Below are 15,241 nucleotides of genomic sequence, written 5' to 3'. Positions count from 1 at the left end.
GTTGGTTGCTCAAAATGGAAAGAAGATCTGAATTTAACAATAGTTTCAATTTCCCGATCAGGAATAGACTATTAGCTTTTCTACCTTTATTGGCGAAAACTCCTGCAAAAGTAGAAAAGCTAATGGCAAACGTTAGCAATTTTGTTATTCAGCTTTTAAATATTTTTTGAGCTCGGCGGCTGCCTGAATGAACAATGACCGGGTTTGCGGCAACGTAGCCAGCCCGTTCAGTAACCCGAAATCGTGGATCATGCCGTTGTACCGCACGCAGGTAACTTTTATCCCGGCTTCATCGAGTTTCCGGCCGTACGCTTCGCCTTCATCGCGCAGAATATCGTTTTCGGCTACCTGAATTAAAGTTGGCGGCATGCCTTTTAATTGTTCTACCGTAGCCTGTAAGGGCGCATTGTAGCGTTCTTTGCGTTCTTCCTTCGTCGCATACATATCGTACATCCATTTCATTAAAGGCGTGGTCAGGAAACGATCGGCCCCAAATTTCTGGTAAGATTCCGTATTGAAACCAGCATCCACAATGGGCCACATCAGGATCTGCAATTTTATTTCCGGACCATTGTTGTCTTTGGCTTTCATGGCGGTAACAGTGCTCATGTTGCCGCCCACGCTGTTGCCCACAATAGCCATGTTTTTGCCATCAACGTTTATTTCTTTCCCGTTTTCGGCTACCCATTTCGTGGCCGCAAAGATCTCGTTTATGGCCTGCGGATATTTGGCATCGGGCGTGCGGGTATATTCCACAAACACGCTGGCGCAACCCGAAAGTACTACCAGATCGCGGACCATGCGTTTATGCGTTGGAAAATCACCAAGAACCCAGCCGCCGCCGTGCACAAACATAAAAACTGGCAACGTTCCTTTTTCTCCTTCCGGCCGCACTACGAATAGTTTTATGTTGAAGCCTTCGGTTTGAATGTCTTTTTCGGTAACCTCAATGCCCGAAAGATCTACTTCCACACCGGCCTGAGCACCTTCCAGAACTTTGCGGGCATCTTCCGGCGCCATGGTTTCCAGACCGGGGCCACCCGTGTTCAGGCCTTTTAAAAATGCTTTTGTTTCCTGGCTTAAGTTTGGATCAGTAGCCCAATCCTGTACTATTATTTCGTTCGAAATGGTATTGCTTTCCATGGTTTTAGCTTTATGAAATTAGAATGCTTCCGGTAAAAACGCTATGCTTTTAAGGGTAAAAACTCAGGCAGAAAGTTAGTGTTTGCTGATCCAATCCAGGATATAATCGGCATCTTCTTTCCAGGTTGGCTGGCCTAAAACAAAGTGATTGCGGCCTTCAAATTCCTTGTAATCTACCACCGATCCGTTTTTAGGATACCGTTCATAAATGCGCTTGTTTAAATGAACCGGGGTGATGGTATCGAGGCTGCCGGAAGTTAAAAGTAAAGGGGCGTGCGGTTTATCAAAATCTATTTCGGCAGCGTGCGTTAATCCGCCCCGGGCTACGGTCTTGGATTCCGGAATGGTATATTTTTCATAAGCAGCTTTTTGTTCTTCCAACGGCATTTCGTTTACAAAGGCATATTGCCAATCTTCAAACGACATCAGGTAGGTTTTGTCGGTTGAGGTAAACAATCCCAGCGATTTCCAGCCGGCTTTCAGAAACGAAAATTCGTACGGGAAAACGCCCAGCGGCGGAATGGAATGAATTGCAACAGCTGCTACGGCCAGATCGCGGTTTAAAATTATCTGGGTAATTAAGCCTCCCAGCGAATGCCCGATTACAATGGGTTTTTCCGGGAAACTTTTCACCACTTTAATATATGAATCTACCACCTCATCTAAGGTTAAATGGGCGAGATCTGTGTCGTTGGGCTGCCGGTTGCGCAGTTCTTCGGCTGTATCGGCATCTTTAAACGGCCAGGGGGGCGCAACAGTGTTGTATCCTTTACTCTGGAAATAGGTCTGCCATTCGTCCCAGCAATGATGCGATACAAAGGCGCCGGTTACAAATACTACGTTTTTAGCTTCGCTGGCTTTCATAAGGTTGCTTGTTTAAAACGGTATGGGAAAAGGTATAAAAACTGGCAGCAAATAAATTTAGCTGTTCGTAATTATACTAACCGAAGTAATACAAACAAGATTGGGAATTGTTTAAAGATAAGGTCAGAAGTCTGCAACTGAACGATGAGAATTGGATAAGCAACTTTTTATGCGCTTTTACCTAGCGTTTTACTACCATTGTTGGTGTTTTCACCAACAACTTTATACAGTCTGCTATGAACTGTAGCAGTATCACTTTCTCGAATTTAAGAAGCTAATTGCAAGAGCAAAGAATGTGAATTGTTGGTGGAAACACCAACAACGGCGGAAATACCGCAGAAAAAGTTAGTTTCTTCCCCAAATATATGACACCGAAATACTAGAATTTAAGGTGTTCATTGTTTGTTTGAAAGGTACCGTTAGCAGTTTGAATTCTGGTTTGGTATAAATATAATTTGATTCTAAACCTAAAGATAAATTATTGAATCGGTACTGAAAACCTGCGCCTATCCCAAGGGCAGTACTGGTGCCATTTGCGTCTTGCCTAACACTCTGACCAAAATATAAATTTTCATAAGTAATTTTAGGAGCAGTAGAATGAGCCAGACCACCGCTTACTTTTATAAATGGATGTAAATGAGAACCTTCAATTTGATATCTGTATGTTAGCGTAATTAAACTCATTAAAGATTGCCAGGAGGTAGTGCTAACCGAATTAATTCCCTGATCCAGTTTTCTTGCTTCCATTAAAAAAGCATCTTCATCTATGTTGTTTGAAATGTGGATTATATCAATGCCAACACCAAAATTCTTATTTACAAATTTGGTAAATCCAGCATCTAAAAATAAACCTGTTGTAGCAAAACCTGAACCGGATCTTTTCATATCGGTTTCGCCAAATTTCCCTAAAGGTGTTGCTACCCCAATATTGATTTTAAATTGATTTTCAGAATTGATTTCTTGGCTAAATCCGGAAAAAGATGCAAAGGCTAAGAATAAAGAAGCAAGTATTTTTTTCATGTAATAAACTGATCCTAATGTTAAGTAAACCTAATAAAAGTTAATTAATTTAATACAAAGACTTGCATGAAATGAGGAAATAAGAAAACCTCCCAGTAAAAGAGAAGGCCTTCCATCCGGAAGGCCTTTTTTCTAGATCAACTTATAACTCCCCAACTCACTACCTTTTAAATGCTGGATAAACGCTTTCGGCTCAATTCTATACTTTCGCGAAAACAATTCTACCGCCAGTCTTTCCTCCGGCGAAGTTAACTGCAATTCAAATTTCTTCTGTCCCGGACAAGCTTGCAGGGCCATTTCTATCCGATCAATCGCTTCGGAAGTTACCAGGCGAATATCCATATCCAATCGCACGCCGTTGGCCATTTTTTCGGTGATGTCGCCGAGCAGCTGGATGCTGGTTGGTTTCAGTTCCCACTGGTCTTCGGTTTTGTATCGCAGGGTTACTTTGCCTCTAATAAACACGTACATTCCTTCCCGCAGGTACGACGCATATTTCAGGTAATCTTCCCCGAACAAAGCCATCGGCAAGGTAGCATCGTAATCTTCGAGGTTAAATAGCGCGAACGGATTACCCGATTTTGCCGCAGTACGAATTTGTACGTTGGAGATCATGCCGGCTACCGAAATGTCGCGGTTCTTGAACTCTTCAATCCGGTCTACGCCGCAAGTGCAATAGGAATCAATTTCAAGCTGGAACTGGTCTAATGGGTGGCCGGACATATAGAAACCAACCACTTCTTTTTCGCGGCGCAGCTTTTCGTTCTGGCTCCATTCCGGCATATCGGGTACGCGCGGTAGCGGCATTTCTACCGTTCCGCCCCCAAACAGCGATTGCTGGGCAGCGCCTAATTCGGCCTGGTACTGGTTACCGAAACGAACAGCTTTTTCAATTAAGTTTATGCTTTCGCCTTCGGCTATGTCTATGTATTGCGCGCGGTGGTATTTCTCGAACGAGTCGAAGCCGCCGGCTTGGGCCACGCTTTCGAAGGTTTTCTTATTCACAGCCCGCAAATTCACGCGCTTCGCAAAATCGAAAATATCTTTGTAGTTGCCGTTTTTTTCGCGTTCGCTAAGAATGGCTTCTACGGCTGCTTCGCCGGTACCTTTCACGGCACCCAAACCAAAACGGATCTGGCCTTCCGCGTTCACGTTGAATTTGAAATCCGATTCGTTTACGTCCGGACCCAATACCTGAACGCCCTGCTTGCGGGCTTCCTCAATAAAGAACGTCACCTTCTTGATGTCGTTCATGTTGTTGGTAAGCACCGCCGCCATGTATTCGGCCGGGTAATGCGCTTTCAGGTAACCGGTCTGGTAGGCCACCACGGAGTAAGCGGCCGAGTGCGAACGGTTGAAGCCGTACTGGGCAAATTTCTCCATCACGTCGAAAACTTCGGAAGCTTTCTTGGCAGGAATTTTATGAATCTCGCCGGCCCCTTTGATGAACTTTTCGCGTTCCTCGGCCATCTTTTTCATGTCCTTCTTACCCATCGCGCGGCGGAGTAAGTCGGCGCCGCCGAGCGAGTAACCGGCCAGGATCTGGGCCGTCTGCATGATCTGCTCCTGGTACACCATAATGCCCTGAGAATAATTCAGGATCGGTTCGAGGAGGTCGTGCGGGTATTCCACTTCTTCGCGGCCGTGCTTCCGGTTAATGAAGTTCGGAATGAACTGCATCGGACCCGGCCGGTAAAGGGCGTTCATCGCGATCAAGTCTTCAATGTTGGTTGGCTGAAGATCTTTCAGGTACATGCGCATTCCTTCGGACTCGAACTGGAACGTACCGATGGTTTCGCCGCGCTGGTAAAGTTCGTAGGTTTTCAGATCGTCCATCGGAATTTCGTCGATGTCGATGTCTACGTTGTGCAATTTCTTAATGAGCGCCATGGCATCTTTGATGATGGTCAGGGTTTTCAGCCCCAGAAAGTCCATCTTCAACATGCCGGCACTTTCAATTACCTTGCCGTCGAACTGCGTAACCAGCAGGTCGGAATCTTTGGACGTGGAAACCGGGATGTACTTGGTGATGTCGTCGGGCGCAATGATTACCCCCGCCGCGTGAATACCCGTGTTCCGTACGGAGCCTTCCAGGCGTTCTGCTAATTGTAGAACTTTGGCTCTCAGGTCGTTGCCTCCACGAATGGTTTGCAGTTCTGGTACTTCAGCGAAAGCTTTGGCTAGAGTCGTGCCCGGTGCATCCGGTACCAGTTTAGCCAGTTCGTTTGCTTCGTTCAGCGGCAATTCAATGCTTCGGGCCACGTCTTTAATGGAGGATTTGGCCGCCATGGTACCGAAGGTAATAATTTGCGCTACCTGCGTTTTGCCGTATTTATCTACCACGTAATCGATCACCTTCTGCCGGTTCACGTCGTCGAAGTCGATATCAATATCGGGCATGGAAACCCGTTCCGGATTCAGGAAACGCTCGAACAGGAGGGAGTACTTGATCGGGTCGATGTTGGTGATGCCGATGCAATAAGCCGCCGCCGAACCCGCCGCTGAACCCCGGCCCGGACCTACCATCACGCCCATGTCGCGGCCTTTATTGATGAAATCCTGGGTAATCAGGAAGTAGCCGGCAAAGCCCATGGTCTCGATGATGCGCAACTCGTAATCGAGGCGTTCTTCGATTTCGGGCGTAATTTCGCCGTAGCGCTTCTTGGCCCCTTCGAAGGTTAAGTGACGGAGAAATGCATCGGCGGTTGGATGTTCCGGCGGAAGCGGGAAGTTGGGTAGTAAAATGTCGCGCTTTAGTTTGGGCGGAGTAATTTTATCTACAATTTCGTTTGTGTAATCGATCGCCTGCGGCACGTCTTTGAACAGCTCGTTCATTTCGGCCTGGGTCTTGAAAAAGAACTGGTCGTTGGGGAAACCGAAACGCGATTGCGGACGCGGTTTCTGCATTTCTTCCTGAATGCGGTACAGCTCCCGGCGCACGTTTTCGTCGCGCGAATATTTGTTCTCGATGTTGTCGAGGTGGTCGTAAATTACCTGGTTGTCGTTGGTAAGGCAGCGGAAATATTTGGTCTGGAAATCGCCGACCGGCACGCTCACGTTCTCCCCGGTGTTCACGCACAGCAGAATGTCGTGTGCGTTCCAGTCCTGCTGGTCCACGTAATGCGAATCGTTGGTGGCAATAACCGGCACGTTGTATTTCTTGCTCCACTTCAGCAAAACCTGGTTTATGTCTTCCTGGCTTTTGCCGGTACCATCAATATTCTGCAAACCATGGCGCTGAATTTCGATGTAATAATCTTCGCCGAACAGGTCTAGCCACCACTTGAAAATTGCCTCGGCTTCTTCTTCGCTTTTCCAGAGAATGGCCTGCGGCACTTCCGCCCCAATGCAGCAGCTGGTAGCAATTAAACCTTTGGAATATTGCTGCAACAGTTCTTTATCAATGCGTGGCCATTTGGAATACAAACCTTCAATATAGCTCATGGAGCATAGCTTGGCCAGGTTCTGGTAACCTTCCTGGTCTTTGGCGAGCAGCAACTGGTGGTGCCGCACGTCTTTCTGCTCTTTGGTAAATATCTTCTGATGGCGGTCGGAAACAAGGTAAAATTCGCAACCTACAATTGGCTTTACGTTGTATTTATTGGCTTCGGCCACGAAGTTGAAGGCCCCGAACATATTGCCGTGGTCGGTCATTGCAACGGCTTTCATACCGTCGGCCTGCGCTTTTTTCATCAGCGCGCCAATGCTGGCCTGGCCGTCGAGGAGGGAATACTGGGTATGGCAATGAAGGTGGCTGAAATCTGGCACGTTGGGTAATTAATAATTAACAATTAATAATTAAGAATTGCGGGAAAAACTACTCGTTTTGGTCATTCTGAGCTTGTCGAAGAAACTAATGCGTACTGCTAGGGAATTTAGAGCGACTGAGCGATAAATTCCTTGCGGGTTCGGTACACGTTAGTTCCCTCGCACGGCTCGGGATGACGTTGGTTTACTTTTTCGGGCTAAAACCATAGCGTTTAAACGGTTAGGTTTTGGCGGGCTTCCAGCATTTCTGAACCTTAAAATTACGCAAAATCGGGCGGTTTCGGAAATGGTAAAGACTCGATTTGTTTGTGAAGAACAGCAATTTTAATTGAAGGGTTCGGAGTAAAGGTTTCTAAGGTTGAATACTTGAAAGCTCACTCTAATTTTCATTGTAAACCAAATTTTTACTCAAGATTATTTAACAAAAAACGCCGTTCCTGAAAAGGAACGGCGCTGCAAAAACGCTAGACTTTTCGCCTAAAAATCAAAGAAATCATCTAAAAACGATTTCTTCTTTTTGTGCGGATGTTGACCATATTGGCCTTTATTTTGATCGCCATAACCGTAGCGTTTGTAGTCATTGTCGTAGTTTTCTTTTTTGGAATAATGTTCGCCGGAGCGTTCCATGATCTTTTCCAATTCGCCCCGGTCCAGCCAGATGCCGCGGCATTTCGGGCAGTAATCGATTTCAACTCCGTTTTTTTCGCTCATTAACAGCGTTTCGTTGCAGGAAGGGCATTTCATAAGTTTGTTTTGGTTAAGTGGTGGGTTTAAGGATATTCAGGTCGAAAGGATATAAAGATACAGTTTAAATTTACGTCCTGAATTTAATTGAACGATGCAAAGGCGCTTTCCGTATGTTGCCGCCTTCGCATTTACGTTTTTTCTTTCCCCAAAACTTGCCAGGCAAAAAGAGATCCTGAAAATTACATAAATCCCAAAAATCCCAATTCGGACAAAAAACGCTATCCTTTTTCCCTGTAAAACTCCTAGCTACCAAACCTGCAGAATTTCGTACAGGAAAGTTGTTTCACAATTCACCCCAATGCCAGACCTTAGCACCCCCGCCCCGGAATCGAAAATAAGCGCGATGTTCCGGGCTTTGAAATATAGGAATTACCGCTTGTTTTTTATGGGCCAGGGCGTTTCGCTCATCGGCACCTGGATGCAACAAGTAGCGTTGAGCTGGCTCGTGTACCGGCTGACCGATTCGGTTTTTCTGTTGGGTATTTTGGGTTTTGCGAGCCAGATCCCATCGTTTTTACTGGGGCCATTTGCCGGCGTGGTTTCCGATAGAAGGAATAAACACCGCATTTTGCTGGCTACGCAAACCTTATCGTTAATTCAAGCTTCCACGCTGGCGGCTTTGGTTTTAACCAATCTGATCACCGTGCCGCTCATTATTTTCCTGAGCGTTTTCATGGGCATCATCAACGCCTTCGATATTTCAGCGCGGCAATCCTTTGTAATTGAATTAATCGACGACCGCAAAGATATCAGCAACGCGATTGCGCTGAATTCTTCCATGTTCAATTTGGCGCGGTTAATTGGTCCGTCGGTGGCAGGTTTGGTAATTGCGGCGGTAGGCGAGGGGATCTGTTTTCTGGGAAATGCGGTGAGTTACATTGCCGTCCTGGGTTCATTGCTGGCCATTAAAACCACGCCGGTAATTTCGGAGAAAAAGCAATTGCCGGTTCTCCAGAGTCTGAAAGAAGGATTTACCTACGCGTTTGGTTTTCCGCCGATCAGAAGTATCATTTTGCTTATTGCTTCCATCAGTTTGTTTGCCATGCCGCTTACGGTTCTCATGCCGGTTTTTGCCCGCGATGTGCTGCACGGCAGCGCCAACACCATGGGCTTTCTAATGGGCGCATCAGGCATCGGGGCGTTAACGGGGGCATTGTTTCTGGCGCAACGAAGCTCAGTATTAGGTTTAGGAAACATCATTATCCGGGCTACGGTTTTGCTGGGCGCAGGGCTGATCGCGTTTTCTTTTTCCCGGATCATGGCGCTTTCGCTGTTTTGCATGTTGTTCACCGGTTTTGGCATGATCGTGCAAATGGCCAGCAGCAATACCATTCTGCAAACCATTGTAGACGACGATAAACGCGGGCGGGTGATGAGTTTTTATTCGATGGCGTTCCTGGGAATGGCACCGTTTGGTAGTTTACTGGCCGGCGCTTTGGCCGATCTGGTGGGCGTAAATTATACGCTTCTGATCTGTGGGATTCTGTGTCTGGCAGCCATTATTCCGTTTGCCGTTCAATTGCCTAAAATGCGCCTTCTGGTAAAACCGATCTACGAACGTCTGGGCATTATTCCGCAGGTGGCCACCGGTTTACAGGCCGCTTCGGCCATGACCACGCCACCGGAAGATCAGTAAGAGGAGATTTACCAGAACGGTTGTAGAGAGGCCCTACAGGGTGGTTCTGACAAAATAGAAATGGCCGGTAATTACACCAGCCATTTCTATTTTTAAATTTCTAATGGGAATCTAATTCCGGCTGCTGCCCGGGCGCGAACGGATCAGCAGTTCATCGCCGGCGCTTACATTGAAATCGTTTTTGTTGTTCCATTCCATAATTTCCTTGATGCTTACACCGTATTTGCGCGAGATCTGGTACATGCTTTCGCCTTCGCCTACGCGGTGGGTAATATTCACTATCGTTCCTTCGGCTACCGGTTTATCGGGCCCGGTTACGGTAAGCACCGGCATGGCTACTTGTTTTTCGCCGGTAACTTTCAATTCCTGCCCAATGGAAAGCGGTTTCTCGCCCATGTCGTTCCAATATTTGAGGTCGGAAGGAGTAGCGTTGTACTTTTTGGAAATGCTGTAAAGCGTTTCGCCTTTGGCAACTTTGTGCGTAGCCGGCTTGGTTTGCGCAACGGCTTTCTCTACTTTTTTGTCCGGAACCGATACCGTTTTGGGCGCCGGGGCCGTAACTGGATCTTTTAAAACAACTTTCGGTGCAGCTTTTACAGGCGCGGGTTCAGTAACCAAAACCGTGGTCTTTTCTGCGGAAGCAAGCGTTTTTGTATTTTCTTCAGTTCGGGCAACCGGTTCTGATAAGGCTACTTTTTCGGTTGATTTGGCTACCGTTTTCGGATACAATACTGCGTTCTTTTCTGCAACCAAATCAGTCTTTGGGGCCTCTGCCGGCTGCATTACAGCTGCGGTTTTTAATTCGGTTACGGGTTGCGTTTCCGGAACAGATGCCTGCACAGAACCAGTTTCGGCCACTATATCGGCAGCGGTTTCGTTGGCGGCGCTCACTTCTTCGTCCAGATCGTTGTGGTAAGCCGTTTCTGAGGCAGTAGTTTTAGCCGGCATTTCCGTTTTTACAACTTTCGGTGCCGGATTCAGGTCAAGGGTTTCTTCGAATACGCTGCCGCCAACCTGGGCTACTTCCGGCTGTTTTTCCGGTACGTTCAGCACTGCGCCGGCCTTATGAAAAGTATTGGAGGCAGTTTCTTTAATGGTTACTAAAGTGGAAGAACCGTTTTTAGAATTCGTGCCGGCAAATGGCTCAGTCTGTTCCGCAGAAATTTTATGGGTGATCTGTACCGGCGTAGAAGGCGTTAAGGGTTGCGGCGTTTTCTGGATTTCTTTTTGCTCAATGCGGCGGTATTCCGGGGCAATGTTAGCCGGGCGGGTTTCCTGCAGCCAAAGCACGCGGCCGGCTACCAGCGCTTCGCCTTTTTTCATGCGGTTCTTGCTCAGAATGCTTTTCAGGCGCATACCATACTGCTGCGAAATGCCGGCTAAAGTTTCGCCTGCCTGCGATACGTGCATTTTTACGTTGCCGCGGGTATGTTTCTTTTGCGTGTAATAAACCTGACCAGGTACAATTTCCTCGAAGCTGTACATGTCGTTCAGTTTCAGGAATTTTTTGGTGCTCATGCCTGCCTGCAAAGCCAGTTTGTCTTTGGTGTCGCCGGCTTGCGCCACGATCACTTTCAGGCCGTTCATTTTCGAGAATTTCGGCTTCAGGGTGGCCTGCGTAATGGTTTTGTTTACAATAACCGGTGCAACCAGGTCGGAAGGGGTAGCCGCTACGGCCACGGTAGATGCTGTGGCGCCGGTAACCGGAATGAAAACGGTATATTCTTTGCCGGCCGGAACGGTGCCGCCGAGTAACCAGCGGTTGTATTTTTCCAGTTCTACGGGGTCGGTCTGGTTGGCCAGGGCAATTTCGCCTAAGCTTAAGCCCGGCGTAGCGCGCAATTCCCGCAGCGTAATGGTAGGGGCCGGATTTTTACCAACGGCATTTTCGAAGGCAATTTTATGGGCTAAAAACGTCAGAAAGTATATGTGCGTCTGGTCGGTAATGCGCATGTCTTTGCTGCCCATATCGCCGGGGCGGGCATAAGCTTTGGCGCCGGTAAAGCCCATGTAATACGAAACCAGCGCATTGATCCAGTTTTTATAGTAGGCGTTGCTCTGGATAAAATATTTAGCCGCACCGCGCGATGCTTCCAGAATGTGGCGGCGTTCGTCTATGTTTGGGTTTACGGCCAGGCCAAAATCCAGGGCCGTTTCTTTTTTGAACTGCCAGAAACCTTCGGCTTTGCTCGTAGAAATGGCATCGGGCACCAGGCCGCTTTCCTGAATGGCGAGGTATTTAAAATCGTCGGGCAGGCCGGCTTCACGGAAAACGCGCTCGATAATTGGGAAATACGTATCGGCGCGGTCTACTTTCTGCTGGAAATAGATCTTGTTTTTCAGCAGCGCATCCACGTTTTGCTGAATTTTTTCGCGGGCGCTTTTATCAATGCTTAGGTGAATATCGGCGAAATATACATTATCAGGCACCAGAATTTGCTGGCCTTTAACCGAAGTTACCACCAGGCTGATAAGAATAACCAGATACTTTTTCATAGCTGCATAGTATATAAACGTGAACGCTGGCTCAGGCTTTTTAGCGCGCTGAAACAGCAATTAATGCCCCGGCTTTCCTGCGGAATCTGGTGCATGTTGACAAAATAGGGGAATTTAAGCCTGATTCAGAATTTTGAAGCAAATTACTTCTCTACAATTTATCTACACGTTTTCCACAAATGCCCTTAAAGCCTTCATAGAGACGGTTTAAGGCAAATTTCAGCAGGTTAAGAAGTTAGCAGGAGCTTGTTTGCAGCCGAAGCTTTCTTGTAAATATCGTCTTTTTGGAATATTTACAGATTTTTGGCCCTGGAGTTTTGAAGTGAGTTTTAGATCGCTGATTTCAGGTTCTATAGAGGTTGCAGGGAGTTTTTCAGCCTTAATCCATAGCGTTTTATTTTGTCATCTCGACGTCAGGAGAGATCTCATCGGGCTGGTTAAATGTTGACTAATGAGTTTTTATGCTTGAAAGGATACCGTTTTCATAGCAAATTTTTAACTTTCAACTCATAGCATATAACTTTCAATGAAGCTTTCCCCCCTCAAGCCGGGCGGCTTCGTTTAGCTACGCTGAATCTCCGATTTCTGCGTTCGCGGCTGCAACCTTACCTGCCCTACCGGGCTGGCTAAAGCCACCGGTAAGCTTGGAGGCCGCTCTCACAGAAACTGGTGTCTGTTTTCCTCCGTAGTCAGCTTTCTTTTTAGTTTAGTTTTCTTCAGACCTTGGTTTTCAGGTTACACTGCGCTGGCGATATCGTGATGGCAGAAAATCTAATCCAGGGTAGGAAAAACTCCACCCTTAAGAAGGAGGGGTTGGGGTAGTTGATCACATTATTTGATCAAAAGTCCTCCCCAGTTTTTAGCTATTTAGGTGGGGTAATTGGTCAATTCGGAAAATTCCGGAAATTCTAAATTGGCTACGCCGAACTTCGTTTCTGTAAATTCTGATTCAGACAAATGAAAATCCTGCCAATCCCAGAAATCCTTAAAATCGTGTTCAGACAAAAATTGATCAGATAATGTAGGGACTGGGCTTGACCTGTCCCTACATTGTCACGAAAACCACAGAAATAATTAAAATCAAAAGAAACACCGTTCAGACAATTGTTCTGGAAATGTTTGAATCCTGAAAATAGCGTTCTGGCGGTTTACTTTTTCCGGATCACCAATAAACCATCGCGGATCGGTAGCAGCACGTTCTCTACGCGGTCGTCGTTTTGCACTTTCTGGTTAAACTCTAAGAGCGCTTCGGTGTCTTTGTCGAGTTTTTTGCGGAATTTTTCCAGCACTTTGCCGCTCCAGAGCACGTTATCGGCAATGATGAAACCGCCCGGGCGTACTTTATCAATTACCAGATCGAAATAGTTGCTGTAGTTAATTTTATCGGCATCAATGAAAACCAGATCGAAGGTCACGTCCAGCGTTGGGATAATATCTATAGCGTTGCCTAAGTGGTATTTTACTTTATCGGCAATGCCGGCTTCCGCGAAATATTTGCGCACCATGTCTTCCAGCTCATCGTTGATATCGATGGTGTGAAGGGTGCCATTTTCCGTTAAACCATCAGCTAAAGAAATGCCCGAATAACCGGTGTAAGTGCCAATTTCCAGAATATTCTCAGGCTTGATCATCTGCGAGAACATAGCCAGCGTTCTACCCTGAATGTGGCCGGAGAGCATACGCGGCATCATCACGTTGGCGTGCGTTTCGCGGTTCAGCTTTTTCAATACTTCGGTTTCCGGGGTGGTGTGGTCTTCGCAGTATTGGTTTAAGTCTTCGTCTATGAATTCCATTTTTACAATTTGAAAATTTGAAGATTTGAAAATGAATTTACAAAAGAATCTTGATAACCAGGAAGGAAATTGAGCGACGTAGAACCATCTTCAAATCTCCAAATTTTCAAATCTTCAAATCATTTCGTTTCCGGCACGTAATTCAAAAAACTCAGCTTGTCTTCAGCCAGAATTTCGTTGGCAATTTCCTGCAGTTGGTCGGCGGTGGTATGTTTGATCTGGTCGAAAATTTCATTCAGGGAATCGATCTTATTCAGGTCCAGGATGCTTTTTCCCATCATCATCATGTAACCGATATTGCTTTCTTCGGCCATGGCGAGTTGCCCCATGAGCTGCGCTTTGGTGTTGTGCAGCTGGTTTTCGGTTAGCGGAATTTCGCGGAGTTTTTTCAGCTCTTTCAATACCAGGTCAGTAGTGCGCTTGAGTTGTTTTTTCTCCGTTCCGAAATAAATATTGAACAAGCCGGTATCGATGTAGGCCGTATACGAAGCATCGATGGAATAAACCAGGCCATATTTTTCGCGCACCGCCAGATTCAAACGCGAGTTCATTCCCGGCCCGCCGATCAGGTTCGAGAGCATGAAAAACGGTATCCTTTTGGCGTCGGAAAGTGCATAAGCCGGCGCGCCAATGATGCAGTGCGCCTGGTTTATCGGTTTTTCGATGCGGATACTTTGCGGTTGATAAGCTAAAAACGGTATCCTTTTGCGCTCCAAAACCCGCGCCGGAATCTGGCTTAAATATTTTTCGGCCAGCCGCACCACTTTCGCGAAAGGCAGATTGCTTACCGAAGCAAAAACCAGGCGGTCAGTGCTGTAATTGTTTTGAATGAAGTTCAGAAAGTCAGCTTTCTGAAAACCAGCAACGCTTTGTGTGGTGCCTAAAATATTGTTTCCCAGGGCGTGGTTTTTGAAAATTACCGAATCGAATTCATCGACAATGGCGTCTTCGGGCGTATCCAGGTACATGGCCATTTCTTCCAGAATTACGCCACGTTCTTTCTCGATTTCCTTTTCCGGAAAAATGGAATGAAAGGAAATATCGGCCAGCAATTCAAAGGCTTTTTCGAAATGCGCATCTAATACCGAGGCGTAAAAACAGATCTTTTCTTTGGTAGTATAGGCATTCAGTTCGCCGCCCACGCTTTCCAGGCGGTTCAGGATATGGAAGGCTTTGCGCTTTTCGGTGCCTTTAAAAGCCATGTGCTCCCAGAAATGCGCCAGGCCCAGCTGCGCATCATTTTCATCGCGCGAACCGATATCGAACGTGAAACCGCTATGCGCAATTTTGGTGTGTAAAACTTGTTTATGGAGAATACGGATGCCGTTGGGCAGCGTATGAATTTGAAATTCCAACATTAAAATCTTTCTGCAATTAAACCACAAAGATACGCATTTTCTGCCGGATGGTTGGTGGGTTGGAGGGGGAGCTTTTATTCGGCACGAGCACCGTCAGCTAAAGCAGACAGGAATGAATATTTGTCTGAATTAGGATTTATAGGATTCAGGGATTTAAGGATTTTTTTCTGAACACGATTTCCAGGATTATCAATTTCACGCCTATCGCCAGCGCAGCGTAACCTGAAAATCAAGGTCTGAAGGAAGCTAAACTAAAAAAGAAGCAAGCTACTGAGGGAAGTGATACCAGTTTCTGTGAGAGCGGCCTCCAAGACTTCCGGTGCCACAGGCAGCCCGCTAGGGTAGGAAGGGTTGCAGCCGCGAACGCAGAAACGAAGCCACCCGGCTTGAGGGAAAAAGCTTCATTGAAAGTAAAA

Annotated in this window: 10 protein-coding genes; 1 reads left to right on the top strand and 9 read right to left on the bottom strand. The window is 46.7% G+C overall.

The features are described from left to right. Positions 1–144: 144 nt before the first annotated feature. The 5 genes from I5M27_RS14290 to I5M27_RS14270 all read right to left on the bottom strand — a co-directional run bounded on the left by I5M27_RS14290 (position 145) and on the right by I5M27_RS14270 (position 7,539). Positions 145–1,143 carry an alpha/beta hydrolase gene (locus I5M27_RS14290; RefSeq protein ID WP_200506995.1) on the bottom strand — a complete coding sequence of 333 codons (999 nt, stop codon included), beginning with the start codon at positions 1,141–1,143 and terminating at the stop codon, positions 145–147. 75 nt (positions 1,144–1,218) lie between these two features. After that, positions 1,219–2,007: an alpha/beta hydrolase gene (locus I5M27_RS14285; RefSeq protein WP_200506994.1), complete on the bottom strand. Its 789-nt coding sequence runs from the start codon at positions 2,005–2,007 to the stop codon at positions 1,219–1,221. 345 nt (positions 2,008–2,352) lie between these two features. Further along, the gene (locus I5M27_RS14280; protein ID WP_200506993.1) at positions 2,353–3,027 is read right to left on the bottom strand and encodes an outer membrane beta-barrel protein; all 675 of its coding nucleotides are present in this window, start codon (positions 3,025–3,027) and stop codon (positions 2,353–2,355) included. A 132-nt stretch (positions 3,028–3,159) separates the two neighbouring features. Further along, positions 3,160–6,795 (bottom strand): DNA polymerase III subunit alpha, encoded by a 3,636-nt coding sequence (gene dnaE, locus I5M27_RS14275; protein WP_200506992.1) that lies wholly within the window; start codon positions 6,793–6,795, stop codon positions 3,160–3,162. Positions 6,796–7,272: 477 nt separating this feature from the next. Next, a complete protein-coding gene (locus I5M27_RS14270; RefSeq protein WP_200506991.1) occupies positions 7,273–7,539 on the bottom strand; it encodes a TFIIB-type zinc ribbon-containing protein in 267 nt (88 codons plus the stop codon). Positions 7,540–7,840: 301 nt separating this feature from the next. On the opposite strand from I5M27_RS14270, the gene I5M27_RS14265 reads away from it, so the two are divergent. Continuing rightward, a complete protein-coding gene (locus I5M27_RS14265) occupies positions 7,841–9,178 on the top strand; it encodes an MFS transporter (protein WP_200506990.1) in 1,338 nt (445 codons plus the stop codon). 111 nt (positions 9,179–9,289) lie between these two features. Here I5M27_RS14265 and I5M27_RS14260 read toward each other — a convergent pair whose 3' ends face one another. The 4 genes from I5M27_RS14260 to I5M27_RS14245 all read right to left on the bottom strand — a co-directional run bounded on the left by I5M27_RS14260 (position 9,290) and on the right by I5M27_RS14245 (position 14,825). Beyond that, the gene (locus tag I5M27_RS14260) at positions 9,290–11,674 is read right to left on the bottom strand and encodes a LysM peptidoglycan-binding domain-containing protein (RefSeq protein ID WP_200506989.1); all 2,385 of its coding nucleotides are present in this window, start codon (positions 11,672–11,674) and stop codon (positions 9,290–9,292) included. 867 nt (positions 11,675–12,541) lie between these two features. Next, a complete protein-coding gene (locus tag I5M27_RS14255; protein ID WP_200506988.1) occupies positions 12,542–12,679 on the bottom strand; it encodes a hypothetical protein in 138 nt (45 codons plus the stop codon). A 143-nt stretch (positions 12,680–12,822) separates the two neighbouring features. Next, positions 12,823–13,467, bottom strand: coding sequence for an O-methyltransferase (locus I5M27_RS14250; RefSeq protein WP_200506987.1), 645 nt, complete (start codon positions 13,465–13,467; stop codon positions 12,823–12,825). Between the two features lie 119 nt (positions 13,468–13,586). Beyond that, positions 13,587–14,825, bottom strand: coding sequence for a M16 family metallopeptidase (locus I5M27_RS14245; RefSeq protein WP_200506986.1), 1,239 nt, complete (start codon positions 14,823–14,825; stop codon positions 13,587–13,589). Between the last annotated feature and the right edge of the window lie 416 nt (positions 14,826–15,241).

Source organism: Adhaeribacter terrigena, assembly GCF_016623615.1.
Taxonomy (GTDB): domain Bacteria; phylum Bacteroidota; class Bacteroidia; order Cytophagales; family Hymenobacteraceae; genus Adhaeribacter_A; species Adhaeribacter_A terrigena.
This window is presented reverse-complemented; position numbering and strand designations above follow the sequence as displayed.